This window comes from Enterobacter sp. 725m/11 (genome assembly GCF_011683705.1).
Lineage (GTDB): Bacteria > Pseudomonadota > Gammaproteobacteria > Enterobacterales > Enterobacteriaceae > Enterobacter > Enterobacter bugandensis.
Genome location: NZ_JAAQOK010000027.1, coordinates 21,899 through 47,768, shown reverse-complemented (window position 1 = coordinate 47,768; position 25,870 = coordinate 21,899). Strand labels below are relative to the sequence as shown.

Here is a 25,870-nt window from a genome sequence, read left to right as displayed (position 1 = left end):
GGGTACTCACATTGTTTTTATGCTCAAACACGCTCAAGGATCATGGCAATGCCCTGACCCACACCGATGCACATCGTACACAGCGCGTAGCGCCCGCCGCGTCGGTGCAGTTCATTACTCGCGGCCAGCGCCAGCCTGGCGCCGCTCATCCCCAGCGGGTGACCAATCGCTATCGCGCCACCGTTCGGGTTGACGTGTGCGGCATCATCCGGCAATCCCAGCTGACGCAGCACGCCCAGCGCCTGCGCGGCGAAAGCTTCGTTAAGCTCGATCACGTCCATCTCGTTAATGCTGAGTCCGGCGCGCTCCAGCACCTTGCGCGTGGCCGGTAGCGGGCCGAGTCCCATCAGACGTGGCTCCACGCCTGCCGTCGCCATCGCCACGATCCGCGTGCGCGGGACCAGCCCCTGCGCCAGCGCCATCTGCTCGCTGGCGACGATCAGCGCCGCTGCGCCGTCGTTGACGCCGGAGGCATTTCCCGCCGTGACCACCCCGTTCCTGCGGAACGGCGTTTTTAGCCCGGCAAGCTGCTCAAGCGTGGTGTCCGCGCGGGGATGTTCATCCTCGCTGAACTCGTTGACCGCCCCTTTTTTCCCCGGCACCTGCACCGACACAATCTCCTGCGCCAGAATGCCGTTCTGCTGCGCCTGCGCGGTACGCTGCTGGCTGCGCAGCGCGAACGCGTCCTGATCGGCACGGCTGATATTTAACAATTCCGCTACATTCTCTGCCGTTTCCGGCATGCTGTCAGTTCCGAATTGCTGATGCATGAGCGGATTCACAAATCGCCAGCCGATGGTGGTATCAAAGATCTCCGCCTGTCGCTGGAACGCGGCGGTGGCTTTGCCCATCACAAACGGCGCGCGGGACATGGACTCCACGCCGCCCGCAATCAGCAGGTCGCCGTCGCCCGCCTTAATGGCGCGTGCGGCAAAACCAATCGCATCCAGCCCCGACCCGCACAGGCGGTTAATGGTGGTTCCGGACACCGTCTGCGGCAGCCCGGCCAGCAGCGACGACATACGCGCCACGTTGCGGTTATCTTCACCCGCCTGGTTCGCGCAGCCGAAGATCACGTCGTCAATCCGCTCCAGATCGAGCTGCGGATAGCGTGCCAGCAGCGCGCGGAGCGGCACGGCACCGAGATCGTCAGTCCGAACGGCGGAAAGCGCCCCGCCATAGCGCCCCACCGGGGTTCGAACGCCATCACAAATAAATGCGTCACGCATCAGGCCTCTCCTGTCACATTGCCGCCGATGCGGTGAGATTTTCCGCGAAAAAGGGCGACGGTTTTCTGTTGCTGGTTCTGAATTTCAATGTCGTACACGCCGGTCAGCCTGCCCTGATGTTTCACCCGCGCGGTGGCGGTGAGCGTGTCCCCGGCAAAGCCCGGACGCAGAAAATCAATCGAACAGCCGGAGGCCACCGCCGCCAGCCCCTGACTGTTGCAGGCGTAGGCAAAGGCGGTGTCTGCCAGCGAAAACAGCTGTCCGCCGTGGCAGGTTTGGTGGCCGTTGAGCATCTGCGGGGTGATGGTCATGGACACCACCGCGTAGCCGTCGTCCATATCGACAATGTCCATCCCCATCGCCTGCGCGCAGGTGTCCCGTTCGTACATGGCGCGGGCGTTGTGCCAGGCGTTATGACTCATAGCTACTCTCCAGAAGCGCGCGCTGGCGCAGAAGGGAACAGGGGCGATAGCGTTCTTCGCCATAATGACGCTGCAGGTTCTCCAGCAGCGTCAGCAGGCGCTGCCAGCCCAGACGCTCGCCCCAGGCGATCGGCCCGCTCGGGTAGTTGACGCCCAGGCGCATGGCGGTATCGATGTCCTTCTCGCTGGCGACCCCTTTTTGCAGAGCATCCAGCGCTTCGTTGGCAATCATCGCCACCGTGCGCCAGACCAGCAGGCCGGGATAATCGGCAATCTGCACCACCCGAAGCCCCTGCTGCTGCAGGTAGCGGATGGCCTTTTGCGTCGCCGTATGCGGGTTGCTGGCAGCTGCGGCGATGACCGCGACGTCGCGCTCGATGCGGTCCACCACCACCACCGGGCCGTTAAGCCGCAGCGCCAGGGCCTGCGCGGTTTCGCCCTGCGTTTCAATCAGGTACACATCATCAATTTCCGTGACACCGTCACGTCTTTTTTCCACGCGCATCGGGCTGTAGCTGTCGTTCACGGTATCAGCCCAGCGCACCCCGGGCCTGTCGCCCTGCCAGTCATAAACGCCCTTCCCGCTTTTTTTGCCCAGCCTGCCCGCCAGCACCAGCTCCTGCTGCACCAGCGAGGGCAGAAAACGACGCTCCTGCCAGAAGGCGTTAAATACCGAGCAGGTCACCGCGAAGTTAACGTCCTGACCAATCATGTCGGTCAGCTCCAGCGGGCCCATCGGGAAGCCGCCGCCTTCGCGCAGGGCGGCGTCAATCACCTCCGGCGCGGCCACCTGCTCTTCCAGCGCGCGCCAGGCCTCGGAATAGAACGGACGGGCGACGCGGTTGACGATGAACCCCGGCGTCGACTGGCAGCGCACGGGCTGCTTGCCCCAGTTCAGCGCCAGCTCGCACAGCGCGTCGGCCACTTCCGGGGAGGTCGCCAGCCCGCTGACCACCTCCACCAGCTTCATAACCGGCGCCGGGTTGAAGAAGTGCAGCCCGGCGACGCGCTCCGGATGGTGGATGTCCGCAGCAATCGCCGTGACGGAGATCGAAGAGGTATTGCTCGTCAGCACCGTCTGCGGCGGGCAGATTTCCGCCAGCTGCGAAAACAGCGCCTTTTTAACCTCCAGCCGTTCCGAGGCCGCTTCAATCACCAGTTCGGCCGCGGAGAGCGCGTCGATATCCGTGACGGGAAGCAGCCGGGCGAGGATCTGGCTCCCGGCATCGGCGGAAAGTTTTCCGCGCGTCACCCGGGAGGCCAGACGCTGGCGGATCCCGTCGATAGCGCGGGATATCGCATCGCTGGAAATATCGTAGAGCAGCACCTGATGCCCGTGGCTGGCCGCCACTTCTGCAATCCCCGCGCCCATCGTGCCGCTGCCAATCACGGCGACAGTCCGTATGTTGAGCATCTTATTTCCCCGTAAAGTTAGGCGCGCGCTTCGCGAGGAAAGCGCTGACGCCCTCGCGGTAGTCGTCGCTGCGACCGGCCAGACGCTGATAGTCGCGCTCCAGGTCAAGCTGCGCGTCGAGGGTGTTGGTTTCCGCAGCATTGATCGCCAGCTTGATCAGACCCAGGCCGAAGGTCGGCTGCGAGGCAAAGTGCAGCGCCATCTGCTGCGCCGTGGCGGAGAGCTGGTCGTCGTCCACCACCTGCCAGATCATCCCCCACGCCTGCGCCTGCTCGGCGCTGAGTTTGTCCCCGAGCAGCGCCAGCCCCATGGCGCGGGCGCGTCCGGCCACGCGCGGCAGCAGCCACGTGCCGCCGCAGTCCGGCACCAGGCCGAGCTTGCTGAAGGCCATCACGAAGTTGGCCGACCGGGCGGCAATCACCATGTCACAGCCGAGCGCCAGCGTGGCGCCCGCGCCAGCCGCCACCCCGTTAACCGCGCAGATGACCGGCTTCGGCAGCTTTGCCAGGCGGCGCACCAGCGGGTTGTAGAAGGTTTCGACAGACATCCCCAGATCCGGCGCCGGGCCGTTGGGGTCGACGTTACGGTCGTTCAGATCCTGACCGGCGCAGAACCCGCGTCCTGCCCCGGTGATCAGCAGGCAGCGGATGGCATCATCGCGTTCGGCCTGCTTCAGGCAATCGGCAAGCTGCTGGTGCATCACGTCGTTAAAGCTGTTCAGACGCTCCGGACGGTTCAGCGTAATGGTCATTACGCCCTGTTCTACGTGACTGAGAATAAATTCCACAATTAGCGTCCTTTAAAGTCGGGGGTGCGTTTTTGTAAGAAGGCGTCGATACCTTCCCGGCGGTCTTCGGTGGCGGAAAGCAGCGTAAACAGCTGGCGCTCCTGGGCGAGCCCGGCCTGGAGCGGCACCTCCTGAGACTGGCGCAGCGCCTGCTTCGCCGCCTGCAGCGCCAGCGGAGAGTGGCGCGCCATCAGCGCCGCCTGCTTCAGGGCGTACTCCAGTGTCAGAGACGCCGGGAAGAGATCGCTCACCAGCCCGGCGCCCAGCGCCTGCTCTGCGGTAATGCTCTCGCCGGTCAGCACCATTTTGCTGGCAAGGGATTTACCGACGCTGCGGATAAGACGCTGGGTGCCGCCCGCGCCGGGCATGATGCCCAGCGTGATTTCCGGCAGGCCGAAACGGGCGTTATCGCCAGCAATGATCACGTCGCACAGCAACGCCAGCTCGCAGCCTGCGCCCAGCGCGAAGCCGTTCACGGCGGCAATCAGCGGTTTGTTAAACGCGTTAATGCGCGCCCATAGCTGCGGGCGGATATCGTTCAGGGTGGCGGGCAGGTCCTTCTCCGCCATTTCGTTGAGATCGGCCCCGGCGGCAAAGCAGCGCTCGCTACCGTAAATTACGCAGACGGCGATATCGGCATCCACGGCGGCAGCCTCAAGCTGTTCCGCAAGCTGCGCCAGCAGCGCGTTGTTAAGGGCGTTGCGCGCCGCCGGACGGTTCAGCGTCAGCTGCAGCACGCGGCCATGACGGGTAACAATCAGCTCGCTCATGCCATCCCCTTCGCGTCAAAGTCGACAATCACGTCGGCGGTTAACGGCAGCGACTGACAGCTCAGTACGTACCCGGCGGCCAGCTCGTCCGGCTCCAGGCTGTAGTTGGTTGCCATGTCCACCTTGCCGCGCAGCACTTTGCATTTGCAGGTGGCGCACACGCCGCCCTTGCAGGCATACGGCAGATCCGCTCCCTGCCGCAGGGCGGCATCAAGAATGCTTTCGTCGTCCGCCGTCAGGGTGATTTCACGATCGCGCCCGTCCTGGCGCACGGTCACTTTTTGACCTTCCGCCTGCACGTGCACCGCGCGCTTAACGGTGATTCCGGAGGTGTTAAAGCGCTCAAGGTGAATGGATTTTTCCGGCATCCCCAGCGCTTTCAGCGTCGCTTCGGCGTCGTCCATCATCGCCGACGGGCCGCAGATAAAGGCCTCGTCATACTGGCGGAAGTTGATCAGGGTCTTCGCCAGCGCCTGCAGCTTTTCCCCGTCGATGCGGCCATAGAGCAGGTCGCTGTCCAGCCGCTCCTGGCTGAAGATGGAAAGCAGCTGCAGCCGCTGTGGGTATTTGTCCTTCAGGTCCGCCAGCGCCTGGCGGAACATCATGCTCTGGCTGCTGCGGTTGCCGTAGATCAGGGTGAAATGGCTGTTGGATTCGATCGAAAGCGTGGCGGAAATAATCGCCAGCATCGGGGTGATCCCGGAGCCTGCGGCAATTGCCAGGTAGTGGCCTTCACGTTCAGGCTGCGGCTGGTAGCCAAACTGCCCTTGAGGAACCATCACCTCCAGCGCCATGCCCGCTTTGATCTCATCCCGGGCATAGCGGGAGAAGCGCCCGCCCTCAATCGCTTTGACCGCCACGCTGATCTCACCCGGCGCGGTGCTGCGGCAGATGGAGTAGCAGCGGCGCAGCTCGTCTTCGCCCAGCGTCGTTTTCAGGGTCAGGTGCTGGCCGGGGCGGAAGCGGTAGGCCTCCTGCAACGCCTGCGGCACCGCGAAGGTGATGGTTACCGCGTCGCGGGTTTCGGGTTCCACTTTTGCCACTGTTAATGAATGAAACGTTGTCATGGCAGCCTCAAATACATTTGAAATAGTCGAAGGGTTCGCGGCAGGTATTGCAGCGGTAGAGCGCTTTGCAGGCCGTCGAGCCAAATTCACTGATAAGGGAGGTGTCGGTGCTGGCGCAGCGCGGGCAGCTCACCTCTGCCGGGGCGTGCGCGTGGCAGCTATGCCCCACCGGTGGGCTGATGCCGTACGCCCGCAGGCGTTCGCGCGCGTCGGCGGTCATCCAGTCGGTGGTCCAGGCAGGTTCAAGCTGGAGCACGATGTGCACGGGAGTGAAGCCGTGCGCGGTCATCGCCTCGCGGATCGCCCCCAGCAGGTGTTCCGTTGCCGGGCAGCCCGAGTAGGTGGGCGTGAAGCCAATCACCCAGCCTTCCCCCTGCGCCTTCACGCTGCGCACCATGCCTAAATCGGTGATGGTTAACACCGGCACTTCCGGATCGGGGATCTGGCTTAACAGCGACCAGATCTGCGGAATTTGCGCAGGCGCGATGTCGACGAGGCGTTGCATAGCGTTCTCCTTTACCACTGCTGACCGGGATACGCGCGCTGGAGATACTGCATTTCCGCCAGCATCGGGCCCAGATGTTCGGTATGAAGCCCCTTCTTGCCCCCGGTGCGGTACGCCACCTCTGCGGGAACCTGCAGACAGGCTTCTTTCAGACCAGCAAACACTTCGCTTTCCCACGGCTGGCGCAGGGTTCGCGGATCCACCGCCACGCCGGCGTCAATCAGCTCAAGCTCGACCTCATCGGCGTCAAACAGCTCCGCCGTAAACCGCCACAGGCTGTCGATGGCCTGCTGCATTTTTTGCGCGGAGGTTTCGGTCCCGTCGCCCAGCCGCACCAGCCAGCCGCGGCTGAAGCGCAGGTGGTAGCGCGCCTCTTTGATCGCTTTGGCGGCGATGGCAGCAAGCTGGCCGTCGCTGCTCTGTGTCAGGCGTTCGTACAGCGCCACGTTCCAGGCGTCCATCAGGTACTGGCGGGCAATCGTGTCGGCGAAGCTGCCGTTCGGCTGCTCCACCAGCAGGACGTTGCGGAACTGGCGCTCGTCGCGGCCAAACGCCAGCGTGTCTTCATCGCCATGGCCTTCTAATTCCGCGGCATAGGTCAGAAAATTGCGCGCCTGCCCCAGCAGGTCGAGGCCGATATTGGCGAGCGCGAGGTCAATTTCCAGTTCAGGCGCGTGGCCGCACCAGGCGCCGAGACGCTGGGAGAGCACCAGACCGTTGTCGCCCAGACGCAGGGCATAGGCAGTCACTGAGTTCATTCTTTGCCTCACATATGCTCGATGCCGTCAGGGATGGTGTAGAACGTCGGATGGCGGTAAACCTTGCTTTCCGCCGGGTCGAAGAACTCGCCGCTCTCTTCCGGCTGGGAGGCCACAATTTCACTCGCCTTCACCACCCAGATAGAACACCCTTCGCTGCGGCGGGTGTAGGCATCACGGGCATTTTCCAGCGCCATGCGATCGTCGGCGGCATGCAGGCTGCCCACGTGACGGTGGGATAACCCTTGTTTGCTGCGTACGAACACTTCGTACAGCGGCCAGTAGACATTGCTCATGGTTATTTCCTCTTATGCGGCCTGACGGGTACGTTGTTTTTCGGCGTGCACCAGCGCGGCTTCCCGCACCCACGCCCCGTCGTCCCAGGCTTTGCGTTTCGCGGCCAGACGTTCGTGGTTACAGATGCCGCGCCCGTTAATGACCTCGTCAAACTCCTGCCAGTCGATCTCGCCGAAGCGGTAGTGACCGCTCTCTTCATCGAAACGCAGGTCCGGATCCGGCACCGTCATGCCGAGCATCTCCACCTGCGGCACCGTGTTGTCGACAAAGCGCTGGCGCAGCTCATCGTTACCGAAGCGTTTGATTTTCCAGGCCAGGCTGCGGGCGCTGTTAGGCGAGTTGTCGTCGTTCGGCCCGAACATCATCAGCGCCGGCCACCAGAAGCGGTTGATGGCGTCCTGCAGCATCTGACGCTGGGCCTCACTGCCCTGCGCCAGCGCCATGCAGGCCTCAAAGCCCTGACGCTGGTGGAAGCTCTCTTCTTTACAGATTTTCACCATCGCCCGGGCATACGGGCCGTAGGAGGTCCGGCACAGCGCCACCTGGTTGACGATGGCCGCCCCGTCCACCAGCCAGCCGATCACGCCGATATCGGCCCAGCTCAGGGTCGGATAGTTGAAGATGGAGGAGTATTTCATCTTGCCGTCGAGCATCTTCTGGTAGATGTCTTCCCGCGCGCAGCCCAGCGTTTCCGCCGCGCTGTAGAGGTAAAGCCCGTGTCCGGCTTCGTCCTGCACTTTCGCCAGCAGGATCGCTTTTCGGCGCAGCGTCGGCGCGCGGGCTATCCAGTTCCCTTCCGGGAGCATGCCGACAATTTCGGAGTGCGCGTGCTGACCAATCTGGCGGATCAGCGTTTTACGGTAGGCTTCCGGCATCCAGTCCTGAGGCTCAATCGCCGTCTCCTGCGCTATGCGCTGCTCAAACCGTTGTTCTTGCGTCACGTCATCACCTTTATGATTCGTTAGTTTGCAAATTAAAGCGAAATGTTGAATCACTTTGTTTTTTAAAAGTTACACAAAGGTTAAATATAACCCCAAGAATTGTTTCCCGGTTTTGTGATGCTGCTCGCAAGGCTTTTACGCCAGGCCTTTTATAAAGCGCCTTTACGCGATGCGATTCGTCCAGCCAGATCACAACGTTAACAATTCATTAAAAACACAGCTTGATTTTTATGATTCGCGATCAAACTATTAATAGTGAAATCACGAAACATTTGGAGATAAGCGATGCAGCAGTTAGCCAGCTTCTTGTCCGGTACCTGGCAGTCTGGCCGGGGCCGCGAACGCGCGATTCATCACGCCATCAGCGGCGAAGCACTCTGGGAAGTGACCAGCGAAGGGCTGGACATGGCGGCCGCCCGTCGCTATGCCATTGAGCATGGTGGCGAGGCATTGCGCGCCATGACCTTTATTGAACGTGCCGCCATGCTGAAAGCGGTGGCGAAACACCTGCTCGGCGAAAAAGAGGCGTTTTATGCCCTGTCCGCCCAGACGGGCGCGACGAAGGCGGACAGCTGGGTCGATATTGAAGGCGGCATCGGCACCCTCTTCACTTATGCCAGCCTGGGCAGCCGCGAGCTGCCGGACGACACGCTGTGGCCGGAAGATGAGCTCATCCCCCTGTCGAAAGAAGGCGGCTTTGCGGCGCGCCACGTTCTGACCTCGAAATCCGGCGTGGCGGTACACATCAACGCCTTCAACTTCCCCTGCTGGGGAATGCTGGAAAAACTCGCGCCGACCTGGCTTGCCGGGATGCCCGCCATCATCAAGCCCGCCACCGCTACCGCGCAGGTGACGCAGGCGTTGGTCAAATCCATCGTGGACAGCGGACTGGTGCCGGACGGCGCCATCAGCCTGATTTGCGGCGGCGCGGGCGATCTGCTCGACCAGCTCGACAGCCAGGACGTGGTGACCTTTACCGGCTCCGCCAGCACCGGGCAAAGCCTGCGCGTGCACCCTAATATTGTGGCGAATTCGATTCCGTTCACCATGGAAGCCGACTCCCTGAACTGCTGCGTGTTGGGTGAAGACGTCACGCCGGAGCAGCCGGAGTTTGCCCTGTTCATTCGGGAGGTGGTCCGCGAAATGACCGCCAAGGCCGGGCAGAAATGTACCGCCATTCGCCGGATTATCGTCCCGCAAAGCCAGGTTGATGCCGTCAGCCAGGCGCTGATTGCCCGTCTGGAAAAAGTGGTGATGGGCGACCCGGCGCAGGAAGGAGTGAAGATGGGAGCACTGGTCAACGCTGAACAGCGCGCAGACGTGCAGGAGAAAGTGGATCGGCTGGTCGCCGCAGGCTGCCAGATCCGTCTGGGCGGCAAAGCGGATTTGCAGGCCGCGGGGGCGTTCTTCCCGCCGACCCTGCTGTTCTGCCCGCAGCCGGATGAAACCCCGGCGGTGCACGATACCGAAGCCTTCGGCCCGGTCGCCACGCTGATGCCGTATCGCAGTGCAGAGCACGCCATGCAGCTTGCCCGCGCGGGCGGCGGCAGCCTGGCGGGGACGCTTGTCACCGCAGACCTGAACATTGCCCGCCAGTTTATTGCCGGCGCGGCACGCGCCCACGGGCGAATTCAGATCCTTAACGAAGAATCATCAAAAGAGTCTACCGGCCACGGCTCCCCGCTTCCTCAGCTAATGCACGGCGGCCCTGGCCGCGCGGGCGGCGGCGAAGAGCTGGGCGGCCTGCGCGCGGTGAAGCACTACCTGCAGCGCACCGCGATTCAGGGCAGCCCGACGATGCTGGCCGCCATCGGCAAGCAGTGGGTGCGTGGCGCAGCGGTGCAGGAAGATCGCGTCCATCCGTTCCGTAAATACTTTGAGGAACTGCAGCCGGGCGACAGCCTGCTGACGCCGCGCCGCACGCTGACGGAGGCGGACATCGTCAATTTTGCCTGCCTGAGCGGCGACCACTTCTACGCCCATATGGACAAGATCGGGGCGGCAGAGTCGATCTTTGGCGAGCGCGTGGTTCACGGCTACTTCCTGATCTCCGCCGCGGCGGGACTGTTCGTTGATGCAGGCGTCGGGCCGGTGATTGCCAACTACGGCATGGAAAACCTGCGCTTTATCGAGCCGGTCAAGCCGGGCGACACCATCCAGGTGCGTCTGACCTGCAAGCGCAAAACGCTGAAGAAACAGCGTACCGCCGAGGAAAAACCGACCGGCGTGGTGGAATGGGCGGTAGAGATTTTCAACCAGCACCAGCAGGCCGTGGCGCTCTACTCCATTCTGACGCTGGTGGCGCGCCAGCGGGGTGATTTCAGCTAACGTTCGCCCTCATCCTGCCCCTCTCCCCAACGGGGAGAGGAGATTGCTCTGCACGACCTGTGATTTATCTCAGCGCCTTTTTTAACCTGGCAAGACCAACAAATAACCTGGCAGATGCAGGCAAACGCTTTTCTCAGGCGCCTGTCAGGATAAGGCTGTCACAACACAATAAACCCTAAAAACACAACAAGATGAGGTCTACGATGGGAAGCAATTCTTCTTTTTCTGCCCGTAGAACGGCACTGGCCATGGCCGTTGCGCTGTGTTGCGCCTGGCAATCCCCTGCTTTCGCCCACGGCAGCGAGGCGCATATGGTCCCGATGGACAAAACACTGCAGGATTTTGGCGCGGACGTTCAGTGGGATGATTACGCACAGATGTTCACCATTGCGAAAGACGGCGCCTTCGTGAAGGTCAAACCGGGCGCAAAGACGGCCATCGTCAACGGTCACCCCCTCAAGCTTGAAGTGCCGGTAGTGATGAAGGACAAAAAAGCCTTTATCTCGGAGACCTTCATCAACGATGTTTTCCAGTCTGGTCTTGACCAGACCTTCCACGTTGAAAAACGCCCTCACCCGCTAAACGCGCTCACGGCGGACGAAATTAAGCAGGCTGTCGGGATTGTGAAAGCCTCTGCGGATTTTAAACCCAATACCCGCTTTACCCAGATCGCCCTTGCGGAACCAGAGAAAGCCAAAGTGTGGGACTTTGTGCTCAACGGTACGGCAGTGGACGCCCCTCGCCAGGCAAAGATCGTCATGCTCGACGGCAAGCACGTTATCGAAAGCGTAGTGGACCTGAAGGATAAAAAAATCCTGCGCTGGGAGCCGGTGAAGGACGCGCACGGCATGGTGCTGCTGGATGATTTCACCGCGGTTCAGCAGATCATTAACGAGAGCCCGGAGTTTGCCGAGGTGCTTAAAAAACACGGCATCACCGACCCGAAAAAAGTGATCACCACGCCGCTTACCGTCGGCTACTTCGACGGTAAAGACGGCCTGAAGCAGGAAGACCGCCTGCTTAAGGTGGTGAGCTATCTGGACGTCGGCGACGGCAACTACTGGGCCCACCCGATCGAGAACCTCGTGGCCGTGGTCGATCTTGAGCAGAAAAAAATTCAGAAGATCGAAGAAGGTGCCGTTGTGCCGGTTCCGATGACTCCGCGCCCCTATGACGGCCGCGACCGTGTCGAGACGCCGAAAAAGCCGCTCGACATCATTGAGCCGGAAGGCAAGAACTACACCATTACCGGCGACATGGTGCACTGGCAGAACTGGGATTTCCACCTGAGCCTGGATTCCCGCGTCGGCCCGATGATTTCGACCGTCACTTACAACGACAACGGGAAAAAGCGTCAGGTAATGTATCAGGGATCGCTCGGCGGCATGATTGTCCCGTACGGCGATCCGGACGTGGGCTGGTACTTCAAGGCCTATCTCGACTCCGGCGACTACGGCATGGGCACCCTGACCTCGCCGCTGGTGCGCGGTAAAGACGTGCCGTCCAACGCCGTGATGCTCAACGAAACCATCCCAGACTACACCGGCACGCCGATGGAGATCCCGCGCGCGATCGCCATTTTCGAACGCTACGCGGGGCCAGAATATAAACATCAGGAGATGGGCAAGCCGAACGTCAGCGCCGAACGCCGCGAGCTGGTGGTGCGCTGGGTGAGTACCGTGGGCAACTACGATTACATCTTCGACTGGGTGTTCCACGAAAACGGCACCATCGGCATTGATGCCGGTGCAACGGGTATCGAGGCGGTGAAAGGCGTGCAGGCGAAAACCATGCATGATGCCACCGCCAAAGACGACACAAAGTACGGCACGCTGATCGATCATAATATCGTGGGCACCACGCACCAGCACATCTATAACTTCCGTCTTGATATGGACGTGGACGGCATCAACAACAAGCTGGTGGCGATGGATCCGGAGGTGAAGCCGAATACCGCCGGCGGCCCGCGCACCAGCACCATGCAGGTCAATCAGTACGATATTGATACCGAACAGCAGGCGGCACAGAAGTTTGACCCGGGCACCATCCGCCTGCTGAGCAATACCAGCAAGGAGAACCGCATGGGCAACCCGGTCTCGTACCAGATTATCCCTTACGCGGGCGGTACTCATCCGGTGGCGACAGGCGCGAAATTTGCGCCGGACGAGTGGATCTACCATCGTCTGAGCTTTATGGATAAACAGCTGTGGGTGACGCGTTACCACCCGGACGAGCTGTATCCGGAAGGGAAATTCCCTAACCGCTCCATCCACGATACGGGTCTGGGCCAGTACAGCAAGGATAACGAGTCGCTCAACGACCAGGACGACGTGGTGTGGATGACCACCGGCACCACCCACGTGGCGCGCGCGGAAGAGTGGCCGATCATGCCGACGGAATGGGTGCATACCCTGCTTAAACCGTGGAACTTCTTTGACGAGACGCCAACGCTCGGGAAGAAAAAAGACGAAAAATAACCATCCGCCGGGCAATTGCCCGGTTTTTTTTGCCCTGGCGTTTGAGGATCGTCCTGGCTTGCTTATAGTTACTGATATCTCACCTGCATGATTTTTCCCCCGGACGGGAAAGGGCTTTATGGAAAAAAGAAAAAAACCGACGCTGGAACGGGCAACCTGGCCGACGCGCCACGCCATGGTTATGCACGGGCTGGCGATGAACCTGCCCTGGCTGGCTTTCGTCAACATCAGCTTCGCCGTGATGATTCTGCTGCGCCATGTTCTGCTTAACGCCAGCGATCCCCTTTATCCCCACTTGCCGCATATGATGAAAATGGTCGACGCATCGATGCTCGGCATTATTATCCTCTCGGCTGCACTGATCCTTATGGGCTGGCGGCGCATCGCCGGTATCAGCGTAGTGCTGTGTATCTGTAGCGCTATCTGGTCGATATCATGCTTCTGGTTTATCACCGATTTACTGCTGCCCCACGTCTGGCCGCTGTGCGTTATTTTATTACTCGCTGGGTTAACGGCCCTCTACTTTTACCCTGTGGGGTTGCTCGCCTTCGTGCTCCCGCTCTGGATAACCCTGCCGATTGCAAGCTGGGCACTGAATGATGGCCTTAATCTTCACTTCGTTATCATCTGGAGCGTCTTTTCGCTGATCCTGATCTGCGGGCGATTCATCCTCTTAAGCTGGTTTGACGAGGCCTGGCGACGTAACCAGCAAAACCAGCTGCTGATCTCACGACTGGATGCGCTGGCGCATCAGGATCCGTTAACCACAACCGCCAACCGCCGGAAGATGGAAGTGGTGCTGGAGAACGCGGTTGAGCAGAAGAAACCGTTCTCACTGATTATGCTGGATATTGACTATTTCAAACGCTACAACGATACCTACGGTCACCAGGCGGGTGACGACTGTCTGACGCGCGTGGCGCGGGTGCTGAAGCAGTCAGTGCGAACGCCCGACGATGTGGTGTCACGCTACGGCGGCGAGGAGTTTGTGGTGATCCTGTTTAACTGCCCGGAGAATATCGCGGAAAAAGTTGCGGTACGCATTCAGGACGGCCTGCGCGCGGAGTCGATACCGCACAGCGCGTCATCCGTCAGCGATCGTGTCACCGTGAGTATGGGGATTGCGGGTATGGTCGAGGGGCTTGCGGGTACCGAGATTATTGCCCGCGCCGATGCGGCGCTGTACCGGGCGAAAGAGGCCGGGCGGGATCGGTGGTCGCTGTAAATAAAGCCGGGTGGCGGCTACGCCTTACCCGGCTTGTTTTTTAATACCGCACGCAAACCGACTTGGTTTCGCACCAGCCGTCCAGCCAGTCCGGGCCAAAATCACGTCCTGTACCGGACTGCTTCATCCCACCGAACGGCAGGTTGGCGTCAATCAGCGTATGGCTGTTCACCCACACGGTGCCCGCCTGCAGCCGATCGGTGTACTCCAGCGCCTTGCTGATATTCTGCGTCCAGACGCTGGCCGTCAGGCCATATTCGGTGTCGTTTGCCAGCTGGAGCGCCTCTTCTCCGTCGGATACTCGCACCAGGTTGACCACCGGACCAAACACCTCTTCTCGGGTTAACCGCAGCGCGGCATCCGGGTTCACCACCAGCGTAGGCGACACGTAATAGCCTTTGCCCTCCGGGCCGCGGTTACCGACGATCAGCTCCGCATTGCGCGACGTTGCTTCGTCGAGGAAGGTCTGTACCTTATCGCAGTGGGCGCGCGACACCAGCGGGTTGATAAACGCCTCCGGCGACATGCCCGGCCCGACGCTCAGGGATTTCACCGCCTGTTCGAACCCGCTCACCAGCGTGTCAAACAGCGGCGCTTCAATGTAGATGCGCGAGCTCGCCGCGCACACCTGCCCCTGGTTCAGGAAGCTGCCGGTCATTAATCCTTCTATCACCCATGCGGGGTCCGCATCCTTGAGTACAATTGCCGGGTTTTTCCCGCCCAGCTCCAGGGTCACTCCGGTTAGCGTGTCCGCCGCCGCACGGGCAATCTGCTTACCCGTTGCCGTTGAGCCGGTAAAGCTCACCTTCGCAATATGCGGGTGCGAGGTCAGCGCTGCGCCACACACCGCGCCGCTGCCGGTTACTACGTTGAACACCCCGTCCGGGATGCCCGCTTCGCTGGCCAGCTCCGCCACGCGCAGCATGGTCAGCGGCGTGGTTTCAGACGGCTTAATGACGATAGAGCAGCCCGCAGCCAGCGCTGGCATCACTTTCCACATCCCGATCATCAGCGGGAAGTTCCAGGGCACAATCCCGGCCACCACACCAACCGGCTCTTTACGCGTCCACGCCTGATAGCGCGCTCCCTGCGGCAGAGGAATAGAAAGGTCGAGGGTTTTGCCCGTAATTTTGGTGGTCAGCCCGGCGGTATAGCGCATCCAGTTGAGGGTGCAGCCCACCTCAAAAGCACGGGAGATGTTAATTGATTTGCCCTGCTCCAGCGTTTCAAGCTGGGCCAGCTCCTCGCCGTGCTGTTCGACCAGATCGGCGAAATGGAGCAGGATCCGCTCGCGCTCCGCCGGTAATTTTCCGGCCCAGCTGCGGGCGACAAAGGCGCGCCAGCCGGACATAACGGCCCGGTCAACGTCATCGACGCTGGCATCGGCGGTCGAGGCAATCACCTCGCCCGTGGCCGGATTGTAGACATTCAGCCGCTTTTCACTGTCCGACGCGGCCTGACGCCCTTCAATCCACAGGCCGTGGTGTCGGTCTAAAAACTGCTGCACGGCAGGCAGAACAGCCACCTGTGATTCAGACATAGGATACTCCTTCGTTATTCTTCGCAGGGTGTTCATCCAGTCTATGTGGGGTTTTGCATTCTCGCTTTTGTCTCTGTGACATTCGCTTTGCCACCTGTGACAGGTGCCGCAAATCGCGATAATCGCCGCTTATATCGCTGTTACCGGTGAGTGTTCTTTCCTATAGTCAGCCTCATAGCTCTGACAAAATGCAACACAAATGCAACAATGCGAAAACGTTGACGGTGCAGCGAGAGAAACGATGGCGTGTGCAAGCGAGCAGGAACAGTACCAGCAGTGGCTGGCGCAAATTAACCAGGTTTGCGGGCGTTTCAACGCCCAGCCCACCGAAGGCAAATTCTTCGGCGAACTGGAGACCAGCTACGCGCGCAGCCTGAAGCTCAGTACCGTCACCGCCGGCGGCGTTAACCTGTTCCGCTCCCGACGGGAGATCGCACAGAGTAATGATGCCTGGTTCTACACCGTCTTCCAGCTTGAAGGCAGCGCGCAAATTGAGCAGGATGAGCGTCGCGCGGTGCTCAGAACCGGGGATATCACGCTGATTGACGCCTCTCGTCCCTGCTCGATCAACTGGCTGGAAAAGTCCCGCCAGATTTCGCTGCTGGTTCCCCGTCAGATTATCGAGCAGCAGTGCCGCTTTCAGGAGGTAAGCTGCGCGCTCGCCCTTTCCCGCACCTTACCCACGGTACAGCTGAGCCATCGCCTGCTGATGGAGAGTATGAACAACCCCGACCTGAGTGACCGGGAGAGTGAAGCGGCGCTTGAGGCGATGGTCTGCCTGCTGCGCCCCGCGTTCCAGCAGCGCGACGTGATTCAGCCGCGCAAGGAGCGCCAGTTTCAGCACGTTGTGGCGCTGATTGACAACCATATTCAGTCTGAATCGCTGCGTCCGGAATGGATTGCCGCCGAGAGCGGAATGTCCGTACGCAGCCTCTACCGCATGTTTGCCGAGAAGGGGCTGGTGGTAGCGCAGTACATTAAAAACCGTCGTCTGGATCTCTGCGCGCAGGAATTGCAGTCAACCGGCGACGATGAAAAGCTGGCGGGCATTGGCTACAGCTGGGGATTCACCGACCATAGCCACTTTTCAACGGCCTTTAAGCAGCGTTTTGGCGTCTCGCCGGGTGAATACCGCAAGCGCTACCGCTAGCTATTTTTTCAGCCACTTACCGTTAATGCCCTTCACGTACTCGCCCGGCTGCGCGCGGGCCACCAGCTTTTGCCCCGCCATTTTCGCCACTTCATCAACCGGCAAATTATTGCTGTCGGCCAGCTTCTGATAGCTCTCCGTGCGCGCTGCGTTAATGCGATTCACCAGCTCCAGCGTTTCGGCATCCTGTTGGATCGGAGCAAGATAGCCGCTCAGGGTTTCACCCACGCGCCCCTGCGCGCGGGCATCGTTTAAGGTCAGCGCAGCCGCCTGCACGTTTATACTCAGGGCCAGTAAAATCAACGCTAATCGTTTCATGGCATCCTCAGAACAGATCGCTGCGCGATTTCAGCAGGGCTTCAACGTCTTTATCGACCTTGATGTGGATCTCGTGTTCGATTTTGACATTCATATTGATGGTAATCGGCTCCTTTGGCGCAGCGACTTCAATGCGCGGCGTACAGCCAGTCAGTAGCGCGGCAACGGTGAGCGCACCAGCCATCTTTTTCATTGTTGTTCCTCACTTTCCTTGCCAGTCGAACTGCGGAGACCGGGAATCGCCGCGTGTTGCTCAAACCAGGTTTGCAGGTTGTCGCCAAAACGCAGGCTGCGCCACAGGGTAAAGACATTCTCGTCATGGGTGTAGTTCAGATTGACGGAGCTGCTTTTGCCGTCCACGCGGCTGGTCCCCTTGATGGTCGCCTGCATGGTTAATTCACCCAGGTTATCTAAATTGATTCTCGTCCACGACTGCGAAATTTCCATGTAGCGGAGCCAGTTAATCGCTGCGCCCGCGACCATATTATCCTTCACGATGGCGTCTGCCGTATCTTTGTCGATGCGCAGCGTCATTGGCCCCGGGTTGGTCAGCCAGCCATCTTTAATGATCCATTTTTCATTGTCCAGCCAGAACGGCAGCGCCCCGCTCACCGGGCCCGACAGGGTAAACTGCTTCGGGTTGACGGCGCTGATCAGCTCGCTTGAGGAGATATTGTCCACGCGCAGCAGGGCCGGATCGTGCTGCGGCATCCGCAGTTGCTGCATGGTGATCTTCCCGCCGAGCGTTTCCACCTTAACGTTGGTGAGCAGCAGCGGGTTGTCCTCCGTCCAGGGGTAATTCCCCTGCAGGTCCGCGGTAATGTTGCGCGCGGTCACCAGGTTTTCCACTTCGCCAATGCGCAACGTGACCGGGCCGCGCGTGCCCAGGGACCAGGTCCCCTCGCTGAAGCGAAACGGCAGCACAAAATCGACGCCGTTGATCTGGTTGTCCGGCATCCAGGCGCTGCCGGATTTCAGCACGCCGTGTCCGCCCGCCTCAAAGCCCTGATCGGGGGCCGCCGAGAAGGCAACCTGCGCATAGAGTTGTCCATCACGCAGCGTCATTTTCCAGTCCGGCGGAACCAGCGGCTGGAAGACGGTGAGCGACTGTTTCGGCCACCAGGCCTGCCCGCGAAGGCGCACGCCATCCCAGCGTCCGTTCACCTGTACCGGGCCGATGTTGTCCGCATGGAGGTCGCCCTTAAACTGAAAAACAGTCGGGTCGGTACCGTCGACGCTGAAGGTCAGGACCGAGGGCGGCAATACGCTGCCGCCGGAGAACCGGGTTTGCCCGGCATTAAGCGACAGCGCGCCGCTGAATGCAGGTTTTTCGGCATCGCGCAGCCAGCGTACAGGCCGATCCAGCACCAGACGCGGCTTGCTGACCTCCATGGTGCCGTACTGAAGCTTGTCAAAACCGGTGGAGAGCGCCGTCAGCTCAATAAGGTTGTCGCGCCACTCGCCTTTCCCGGCGACATCCCAGCGGGCATGCATCGGCGTAAAGCCGCCTTTTCCCCAGTAGCGCCACTGCCACAGGCCGTTATCAGGTAAAAAGTCGTTGGCCTGACCGTCCAGGTGGAGTTCAAAACCGCCCATCTCGTTTTCATGGGCACGCAGAATAGCCTGCAGACGCCCGTCCACGCCCTTCTGGGTGAGCTTCACGCCCGCCAGCGGCCAGCGGATTTCATCGATATCGAGTGAGTCAATAATGCGCCCGCGCGAGCGGAGCAGCGCGCCGGGCTCAAAAGCAAGCTGCGGTTCATACAGGCTGCCGGTCAGTGTGGCGGGCAATTTGGCGTAAAGAATGAGATCGTTTTGCTTCGCCTCGCCGCTCAGATGCAGCGGCATGTTGCTGTTTTCCATGCTGAGCCTGCCGGGCCCAATGTTCAGTACCGCGTTACCTTTACCCGCATCGCCTTGCGTCAACACGTTCAGTCGTCCGGTCAGGGTGGCTTTCTCCAGCCCCTGCTGCCAGTTGTCGGCGCGAAGGGACACACGTCCGCTCAACGGCATACCCGAAAGATCCCAGTTCCAGCGCCCGTCGCTGATGTTCAGCTGTTTCGCCGTGATCTGCCACGGCAGGTCGAGAAGCGGATCGGGGTTATCCCGCGCCATCACCACCAGCTGTCCCTGATTGTCTTCCCAGTCGAGATCGGCATCGACCAGAGACGTTAACTGTGGCACGTTAAAGGTCGCGACCGCATGGCCTTTCACCGGCACGCCGTCCGGCACCAGCGGCAAAGTGAACTCGCCCACCAGCTTAATCGGCTGCGCCTGGTCAGGGAGCTGAACATCGAACTGGCTGACCGAGAGCGTCTGGCCGCGAAGCGTGCCTTTGATGCTGACCTGTTCGCCTCGGTAAGCGATCTCCTGGCTGGAGGGCGTCAGTGACGCATTAAGCTCGCCCTGCCATTGCTGCCAGGGCGAGAGCGTCAGACGGTGAATGGTGAGCCAGGTATTGGGCAACACAGCCTGCCACTGGGCCAGCGTTTTGGGGGCGACCGTTGAGGGTGCAGACTGGGGAATTTTGCTCAGGCAGACGGTGTTAAGATCCAGCGCGCCGATATCCAGTTTCCAGCGGCTAGGATGTGACAGCGTCACGTTATCGATGCGGGCAATTTCACAGTCTTCCACCAGATAGCGAAGATCGGGGATCACCAGCGCGTGGCGAGTCAGTTTTGGGCTCTCTTCGAAAGCAATGCGCGTCCCGACGGGGAGCCAGATCCCGGCGAGCGTCGGCACCCACTGGGCGAGCGTCATCAGCAGCGTCAGCGGCACCAAAATCAACAGCAGTAAAACCGCAATGGCGGCTTTGTATTTACCCTTCATGGGCAGTTAATGTCCTGATTTTTCGAAAGAATTAAGCCGGCAATGCCGAATATTGTCGCATGTTTGGCGGTTGAGTTGAAGTTAACCCCAAGATAAAGGATAGATGCTGTAAAGAGTATGAGAAAACTTTTTTGCTATGCGTAACCTACAGAACACATTTTAGATTCAGTGGGTTACGCATTATCTCAGACGTAAAAACGGGAAAACACTGCGTAACTAATACCTGTTCCTGGGCATTGCCAATAGGTAGAGCATGGCAAATATCAACGACCCCCAATACACTGAATCGTACCGCCATGGATCAAAATCGATATGTAAAAAACCGCGAACAAACTCATAGCCGTTGGCAAAAACATTAATCTGGATGGCTGCAATCGCTATCACAAACAGCGTATAGGCAATGAACAATGGATATTTACGGAGCCTATTGACCTTGAGTTTTCCAACGTACAACAGGAAAAAAATTAAAATAGAAACAATGAAATAGCATAAAGCAGGTAGAATGGGGGGAGTTAATGACAACTCAAACTGTTGCGACATAATTAATTCTCTTTAGCTATCTGGTACATCTGCCAACCTGTGACGCTCCCACTGGTCAAATCCAGAGCCATCGCTGTTTTAGACGCTTCCTGCCATCCTCTGATATAATCAGATTCAATGTTGCGAAACAAACTCCACGATTTTTCTCTGGGAGCCAGAACTCTCCTGCCAGCACCGTAGGCTGATAATGATATATCAACAACGCCATAAACAATATCAGCTTCGTTATTCCCATAGCCGAGCTTCGCTGCCGCGAAACGATAAGCATCTCTCAGCGTGCCTGACCGATCTTCCCGATAAAGAAGATAGTATCCATTCTCATACATATTGTTTAACCCATGAGTAATCATAGGTGCACCATATGCGGCGCAGGCCAGTCCCAGCGATCCGACGCATAAACTAGCGCCACCATACACTTGCGCCCCACCCGCAACGAAACCAATTTGTTTGAGGGCTAAGGTCGTCGTTGTGGTCCGATTTTTTTCAACAACGATGTAGAGCTTAGCCTTGTTGAAGGTAAGTAAATCATCCTGATCCTTGAGATGATGAATCTGTTCATCAAGTATTTGAATCCCACCTGACCACGTCAGGCAATGCGATTCGATCTCTCGTTTCAGATGATCAACAAGCTGTTGAGTTTCAAAAAACATGCCTGAAGTACCATAAAGCAAATGCTTTGTGGCAATACGTTGCGCGAGATTTTCAATCTCAACTACTTTCCCTTCGAAATGACTTTTATCCCGATTATGGTTGTACATTCGGTCTCCCTGTCATTTTTAAACGATAATGCTAATACTACCTTTGATGTTAATACATTCAAAGAGCTACGTCATATCAACAACTAAGCTTAGCCACGTTTTCAGGCTTTGGTAACCCTTGCGTTCCTGAAAATTGAAACTAACAGGCATGTCTTTTGTATAACACGCACTTAAGAAAACGTTGGATATGAATATCATGGAGTTAGGGTGTATATATGCTCTAGAATAATTGATAGAACTTATTGAATTCAATAATATTTTAGAAATTGTAAGATAATTTTAATCATGCTAACGTGAATGCAAAATCACTGGAGAAAGTCTTATGAAACTCGCGGTATATAGCACAAAGCAGTACGACAAAAAGTATCTGCAACATGTTAACGAAGCTTACGGGTTTGAGCTTGAATTTTTCGACTTTCTGCTGTCCGAAAAAACCGCCAAAACGGCGCACGGCTGTGAAGGCGTCTGCATTTTTGTTAACGATGACGGCAGTCGTCCGGTGCTGGAAGAGTTGAAAAAGCAGGGAGTGAAGTATATCGCCCTGCGCTGCGCCGGCTTCAACAACGTGGATCTCGACGCGGCAAAAGAGCTGGGTCTGAAGGTGGTTCGCGTCCCGGCGTACTCCCCGGAAGCGGTAGCAGAACATGCGATTGGCATGATGATGTCGCTCAACCGTCGTATTCACCGCGCTTATCAGCGTACGCGTGACGCCAACTTCTCGCTGGAAGGGCTGACCGGCTTTACCATGTACGGCAAAACCGCGGGCGTGATCGGCACCGGTAAAATTGGCGTGGCTGCCCTGCGCATTCTGAAAGGCTTCGGCATGCGTCTGCTGGCATTCGATCCGTACCCGAGCGCCGCAGCGCTGGATCTGGGCGTGGAGTACGTCGACCTGCCAACGCTGTTCTCGCAGTCCGACGTGATCTCCCTGCACTGCCCGCTGACGCCGGAAAACTACCACCTGCTTAACCAGGCGGCGTTTGACCAGATGAAAGACGGCGTGATGATCATCAACACCAGCCGCGGCGGTCTGGTTGACTCTCAGGCTGCTATCGAAGCGCTGAAAACCCAGAAAATTGGCGCGCTGGGGATGGACGTGTATGAGAACGAGCGCGATCTGTTCTTTGAAGACAAGTCCAACGATGTGATCCAGGACGACGTGTTCCGCCGTCTGTCTGCCTGCCATAACGTCCTGTTTACTGGCCACCAGGCGTTTTTGACTGCCGAAGCGCTGATCAGCATTTCGGAAACCACGCTGGGGAATCTTCAGCAGTTAGAAAAGGGTGAACCGTGTCCTAACGAACTGGCTTAAATGCTACGCCGGGTGAGGCTAAGCTTCATCCGGCGCGTTTGTTTCCCAGCTTCGGTGAGCAACGCGCCACCAGAGCAGGACGGCGGCCAGCGCAATCGCGCTCAGGACACTGAATGCCGTCGCAAACGAGTAATGACCGGCGATCGTCCCGGTTAACGCAGGGCTCATGGCTGCCCCCACTCCCTGCATCAGCATCACCACACTCTGCCCGGCATTAACGTGCCCGCTTCCGCGCAGCAGCACCACAATAAACGACGGTACGACGACACCCAGGATCCCGGCGGCGAGACCGTCGAGAATTTGTACCGGGATCATCATTAACGGCGCGTCGGTCGATGCCGCCAGCGCCGCGCGCACCGGCATAACCAGCAGCGCCAGCATAATCAAGCGCCAGTAGCCGTAGCGTTCTATTCGGCCTGCAACCCAGATGGCAACGGGGATCATCACCGCCTGCGAGATGATGACGGTGCCTGCCGCGTACAGGCCAAGGTTGATCGAGGCGGGTGCCGCGGCCACCCTCATGCTCAGCATCGGCAGCAGCGCGGCATTCGCCAGGTGGAACAGCAGTAGCGTCAGTCCGGTCACAAACAGCGCCCGGTTTTTAATCAGCACCGCGAAGCCGGGGACAGGAACGCTACCTGAGGATGAAAGCCCTCGCGCCGCATCGTTATCAATGTCCCCGTTGCGGATGGCAAGCAGCGCGCAGAGCGTCAGCAGCGTCGTGCAGGTCATCAGCAGGAAAATCCCCCCGACGCCCCAGTACCAGGCAATGCCGCCTGCCATCACTGCGGTGACAAAATTGCCGCCGTGATTGAACGCCTCATTTTTGCCCATCTGCGCGCTGAACCCGCGCTGGCCGGTCAGGCCCAGCGTAATCCCGGCGATGAGCGGTCCGACAAACGCCGCGCAGATGCCGGTGACCATTTGTGAGACGGCAACAACGCTGGTCTGCTGGCTAAACCAGAGCAGCAGCGTGCTGAGAGTGATCAAAGTGCAGAGCAGCGCCAGTACGGCGCGTTTGTTCCGCGAAGTGTCAGTAATTACCCCCGCCGGGAGCGTAGCCAGCAATCCCGCCAGCCCACCGGCAGTCATCAGGATGCCGATATCATCGGGGCTCCAGTGTCGTTCTGTCAGAAAGATACCGAGAAAAGGACCAAGGCCATCACGGACATCCGCAATGAAAAAACTCGTCAGGCATAACGCCCGCAGCGAACGAAGAGACATACTTCCTGCCTGTAAATTATCCGGCTCGCGTTTCGCGATGACCCGCGTCCAGACGATCGTACAATAAAATTAAAAATGTAGCGTAGCGCTGCTTATTGAAAATCAGATGACGGCCCAAAAGACCGGATTAACCGGGGAAGCTACGCGTCACACCAGCCTCCAACGAGCTGTAGCAAAATGTGAATAGCCGCCGGGAACATCAACACGAAGAGTAAAACTGTCACCACAGCAATCGACATCAGAAACTCCTTTTAAATTTTCGTTTTACGAAATCGTAGTCAGTATTTTTAATTTGTCACTGACGCTCGGCTATTTTCTTCATTATTCACGGGGACGCCCCTTTTTATTAAGACGCCCCCGTGCTGGTTTGATTAAAATTCTCGTTTAAAACGCCGGAGCTTTACCTTTTGATTATGCTTTTGCTGCTCAAATAGCAAAGTTTTCCGTCATCTGCTTCAGTGCCCTGGACTGCTCGGTCAGCGCCTGCGATGCCGCTGCGGACTGCTCAACGAGCGCCGCATTACCCTGCGTCACGCCATCCATCTGGGTGACAGCAGCGCTGATTTGCATGATGCCCTGCATTTGCTCAACCGAGGCCATTGAAAGACTGTCCATAGTTTCAGCAAGCGTAGCCACGTTGCTCGCAGCCCGCAAAATCGTCTCTGCTGTTCTGGATGCCACCGATACACCGTTATCGACATCCTCAACGGCATGCTCAATCAGCGCCCCAATTTCTTTGGACGCCGTTGCGCTGCGCTGAGCAAGATTTCTGACTTCCGTCGCCACCACGGCGAAGCCACGACCATGCTCACCGGCACGTGCAGCCTCGACCGCCGCATTCAGCGCCAGAATATTAGTCTGGAAAGCAATCCCTTCTATAACGCTGGTGATTTCTTTAATCTTCAAAGCGTTAGCCGATATATTCTGCATCGTTTCGCTCATTTCGCCCACGGCAGACTCACCTTCACGTGCCAGTGCTTCCGTCTTTCTTGCTGACGTTGCCGTATGCTCCGCGACCTCGGTATTGTTCCGAACGGTCATCGTCAGCTGTTCCATGCTGGCGGCGGTCTGCTGCAACGCCGCCGCCTGCTCCTCGGTACGAGACGATAACTCCATATTGCCCTGCTCGATCTCACCGGCAGCCAGATCCACCGACGTCGCGGCCTCTTTGATTTCAGTGACAAGGGTTTTCAACTGGGTCTGCATGTTGTCCAGAGCCGCAAGCAGCGTGCCGGTTTCATCCATCCGGGTAATACGTATGGTTGAGGTGAGATCGCCGGCGGCAATAGTGTTCGCCGTATTCACGGCCTGCTTTAGCGGCCGGAGAATACTGCGCGACAGCAAAATGCCCGTCAGCAGCGCGGTGACAACCGCCGCAATCATTCCCAGGATTATCATCATGCGCGTACGGAAGCGTTCTTCAGCCAGTCGGGTTTGACGTTCAGCCATAATGCGGTACTCGTCGTTCAGCGCTTGCTGAATAACGCCCCGCATGGCGTCCATTTGCTCTTTTCCGGTATTACGCTCCAGGCTACTGATGAACGCATCCATATCTTCCCCCCCGCGGGATACGTTCTCTCTTCGCTGGATTAACGGCAGCGCAAATGACCTTTTCCATTCTTCTTCAAGCCTGGAGAGGGTGGTTAATTTTTGCTGCTGCGACGGGTTATCACGCGTAAGCCCTGCAATTTCGTCAACTTTGCTTTTAAACCTCTCATCCCCCTGCGTGAAGGGTTGAAGAACGTCCTGATTACCGGTGAGCGCAAAACCGCGAATGCCGGTTTCCATGTTGATCAGGTTTTCGGTTACGGAGCGAAGGTTATCGACCACTTTATAGCTATGAACGTTGAGCTTGCTGACGGCCGTCACTCTGTCAAAGCTCAAATAGAGCAGCCCGCAGACGACTGACATTAAAACCACAATTGCGCCAAATGCTATGGTAAGCCGGGTGCCGATGTTGAGATTTTTAAACATGACTC

At 58.6% G+C, this 25,870-nt stretch carries 22 protein-coding genes; 5 read left to right on the top strand and 17 right to left on the bottom strand.

Going from position 1 to position 25,870, the window contains the following annotated elements; all coding sequences use genetic code 11:
* Positions 1 to 23: 23 nt before the first annotated feature.
* From pcaF to paaA, 10 genes are read right to left on the bottom strand one after another with little or no spacing between them, the layout of a single operon-like run.
* On the bottom strand, positions 24 to 1,229 hold the full coding sequence (pcaF, locus tag HBA26_RS13335) for a 3-oxoadipyl-CoA thiolase (protein WP_126346053.1): 1,206 nt from the start codon (positions 1,227 to 1,229) through the stop codon (positions 24 to 26).
* Complete coding sequence (gene paaI, locus HBA26_RS13330) at positions 1,229 to 1,651, bottom strand: hydroxyphenylacetyl-CoA thioesterase PaaI (protein WP_126346052.1); 423 nt, start codon at positions 1,649 to 1,651, stop codon at positions 1,229 to 1,231. The genes pcaF and paaI overlap by 1 nt, the downstream gene beginning before the upstream one ends.
* Positions 1,641 to 3,065: a 3-hydroxyacyl-CoA dehydrogenase PaaH gene (paaH, locus tag HBA26_RS13325; RefSeq protein ID WP_047368478.1), complete on the bottom strand. Its 1,425-nt coding sequence runs from the start codon at positions 3,063 to 3,065 to the stop codon at positions 1,641 to 1,643. The genes paaI and paaH overlap by 11 nt, the downstream gene beginning before the upstream one ends.
* 1 nt (position 3,066) lies before the next feature.
* Positions 3,067 to 3,855 carry a 2-(1,2-epoxy-1,2-dihydrophenyl)acetyl-CoA isomerase PaaG gene (gene paaG / locus HBA26_RS13320; protein WP_126346051.1) on the bottom strand — a complete coding sequence of 263 codons (789 nt, stop codon included), beginning with the start codon at positions 3,853 to 3,855 and terminating at the stop codon, positions 3,067 to 3,069.
* Positions 3,855 to 4,622: a 2,3-dehydroadipyl-CoA hydratase PaaF gene (gene paaF, locus HBA26_RS13315; protein ID WP_048960752.1), complete on the bottom strand. Its 768-nt coding sequence runs from the start codon at positions 4,620 to 4,622 to the stop codon at positions 3,855 to 3,857. The genes paaG and paaF overlap by 1 nt, the downstream gene beginning before the upstream one ends.
* The gene (paaE, locus tag HBA26_RS13310) at positions 4,619 to 5,689 is read right to left on the bottom strand and encodes a 1,2-phenylacetyl-CoA epoxidase subunit PaaE (protein ID WP_126346050.1); all 1,071 of its coding nucleotides are present in this window, start codon (positions 5,687 to 5,689) and stop codon (positions 4,619 to 4,621) included. The genes paaF and paaE overlap by 4 nt, the downstream gene beginning before the upstream one ends.
* Before the next feature lie 7 nt (positions 5,690 to 5,696).
* On the bottom strand, positions 5,697 to 6,194 hold the full coding sequence (gene paaD, locus HBA26_RS13305; protein WP_028013029.1) for a 1,2-phenylacetyl-CoA epoxidase subunit PaaD: 498 nt from the start codon (positions 6,192 to 6,194) through the stop codon (positions 5,697 to 5,699).
* Positions 6,195 to 6,205: 11 nt separating this feature from the next.
* Positions 6,206 to 6,952, bottom strand: a complete 747-nt coding sequence (gene paaC / locus HBA26_RS13300; RefSeq protein ID WP_126346049.1) for a 1,2-phenylacetyl-CoA epoxidase subunit PaaC — start codon at positions 6,950 to 6,952, stop codon at positions 6,206 to 6,208.
* Positions 6,953 to 6,960: 8 nt separating this feature from the next.
* The gene (paaB, locus tag HBA26_RS13295; protein WP_003857353.1) at positions 6,961 to 7,248 is read right to left on the bottom strand and encodes a 1,2-phenylacetyl-CoA epoxidase subunit PaaB; all 288 of its coding nucleotides are present in this window, start codon (positions 7,246 to 7,248) and stop codon (positions 6,961 to 6,963) included.
* Between the two features lie 12 nt (positions 7,249 to 7,260).
* Positions 7,261 to 8,190, bottom strand: coding sequence for a 1,2-phenylacetyl-CoA epoxidase subunit PaaA (paaA, locus tag HBA26_RS13290; protein WP_192979045.1), 930 nt, complete (start codon positions 8,188 to 8,190; stop codon positions 7,261 to 7,263).
* Between the two features lie 285 nt (positions 8,191 to 8,475).
* On the opposite strand from paaA, the gene paaZ reads away from it, so the two are divergent.
* The 3 genes from paaZ (at position 8,476) to HBA26_RS13275 (ending at position 14,220) form a co-directional block, all read left to right on the top strand.
* The gene (gene paaZ, locus HBA26_RS13285) at positions 8,476 to 10,518 is read left to right on the top strand and encodes a phenylacetic acid degradation bifunctional protein PaaZ (protein ID WP_166720919.1); all 2,043 of its coding nucleotides are present in this window, start codon (positions 8,476 to 8,478) and stop codon (positions 10,516 to 10,518) included.
* 203 nt (positions 10,519 to 10,721) lie between these two features.
* Positions 10,722 to 12,995, top strand: a complete 2,274-nt coding sequence (gene tynA, locus HBA26_RS13280) for a primary-amine oxidase (RefSeq protein WP_126346048.1) — start codon at positions 10,722 to 10,724, stop codon at positions 12,993 to 12,995.
* Positions 12,996 to 13,113: 118 nt separating this feature from the next.
* Positions 13,114 to 14,220 carry a GGDEF domain-containing protein gene (locus tag HBA26_RS13275; RefSeq protein WP_088205379.1) on the top strand — a complete coding sequence of 369 codons (1,107 nt, stop codon included), beginning with the start codon at positions 13,114 to 13,116 and terminating at the stop codon, positions 14,218 to 14,220.
* 40 nt (positions 14,221 to 14,260) lie between these two features.
* Here the strand turns inward: HBA26_RS13275 and HBA26_RS13270 are convergent, their stop codons facing one another.
* A complete protein-coding gene (locus HBA26_RS13270; protein WP_126346047.1) occupies positions 14,261 to 15,760 on the bottom strand; it encodes an aldehyde dehydrogenase family protein in 1,500 nt (499 codons plus the stop codon).
* A gap of 241 nt (positions 15,761 to 16,001) precedes the next feature.
* On the opposite strand from HBA26_RS13270, the gene feaR reads away from it, so the two are divergent.
* Positions 16,002 to 16,910, top strand: coding sequence for a transcriptional regulator FeaR (gene feaR, locus HBA26_RS13265; protein WP_088205378.1), 909 nt, complete (start codon positions 16,002 to 16,004; stop codon positions 16,908 to 16,910).
* On the opposite strand, the gene HBA26_RS13260 is transcribed toward feaR, so the two are convergent.
* The 4 genes from HBA26_RS13260 to HBA26_RS13245 all read right to left on the bottom strand — a co-directional run bounded on the left by HBA26_RS13260 (position 16,911) and on the right by HBA26_RS13245 (position 21,355).
* Positions 16,911 to 17,228 carry a YdbL family protein gene (locus HBA26_RS13260; protein WP_028013020.1) on the bottom strand — a complete coding sequence of 106 codons (318 nt, stop codon included), beginning with the start codon at positions 17,226 to 17,228 and terminating at the stop codon, positions 16,911 to 16,913.
* A 7-nt stretch (positions 17,229 to 17,235) separates the two neighbouring features.
* Positions 17,236 to 17,421 carry a YnbE family lipoprotein gene (locus HBA26_RS13255; RefSeq protein ID WP_028013019.1) on the bottom strand — a complete coding sequence of 62 codons (186 nt, stop codon included), beginning with the start codon at positions 17,419 to 17,421 and terminating at the stop codon, positions 17,236 to 17,238.
* A complete protein-coding gene (locus HBA26_RS13250; protein WP_126346046.1) occupies positions 17,418 to 20,057 on the bottom strand; it encodes a YdbH family protein in 2,640 nt (879 codons plus the stop codon). Before HBA26_RS13250 ends, HBA26_RS13255 begins: the two co-directional genes overlap by 4 nt.
* A gap of 542 nt (positions 20,058 to 20,599) precedes the next feature.
* On the bottom strand, positions 20,600 to 21,355 hold the full coding sequence (locus tag HBA26_RS13245) for a DUF4225 domain-containing protein (protein WP_048999433.1): 756 nt from the start codon (positions 21,353 to 21,355) through the stop codon (positions 20,600 to 20,602).
* 322 nt (positions 21,356 to 21,677) lie between these two features.
* Here HBA26_RS13245 and HBA26_RS13240 point away from each other — a divergent pair, with 322 nt between their 5' ends.
* Positions 21,678 to 22,667: a 2-hydroxyacid dehydrogenase gene (locus HBA26_RS13240; RefSeq protein ID WP_028013015.1), complete on the top strand. Its 990-nt coding sequence runs from the start codon at positions 21,678 to 21,680 to the stop codon at positions 22,665 to 22,667.
* A gap of 18 nt (positions 22,668 to 22,685) precedes the next feature.
* Here HBA26_RS13240 and HBA26_RS13235 read toward each other — a convergent pair whose 3' ends face one another.
* Entirely contained in the window at positions 22,686 to 23,891 is a 1,206-nt protein-coding gene (locus tag HBA26_RS13235) for an MFS transporter (RefSeq protein WP_126346045.1), read from the bottom strand.
* 426 nt (positions 23,892 to 24,317) lie between these two features.
* The gene (locus tag HBA26_RS13230; protein WP_126346044.1) at positions 24,318 to 25,865 is read right to left on the bottom strand and encodes a methyl-accepting chemotaxis protein; all 1,548 of its coding nucleotides are present in this window, start codon (positions 25,863 to 25,865) and stop codon (positions 24,318 to 24,320) included.
* Between the last annotated feature and the right edge of the window lie 5 nt (positions 25,866 to 25,870).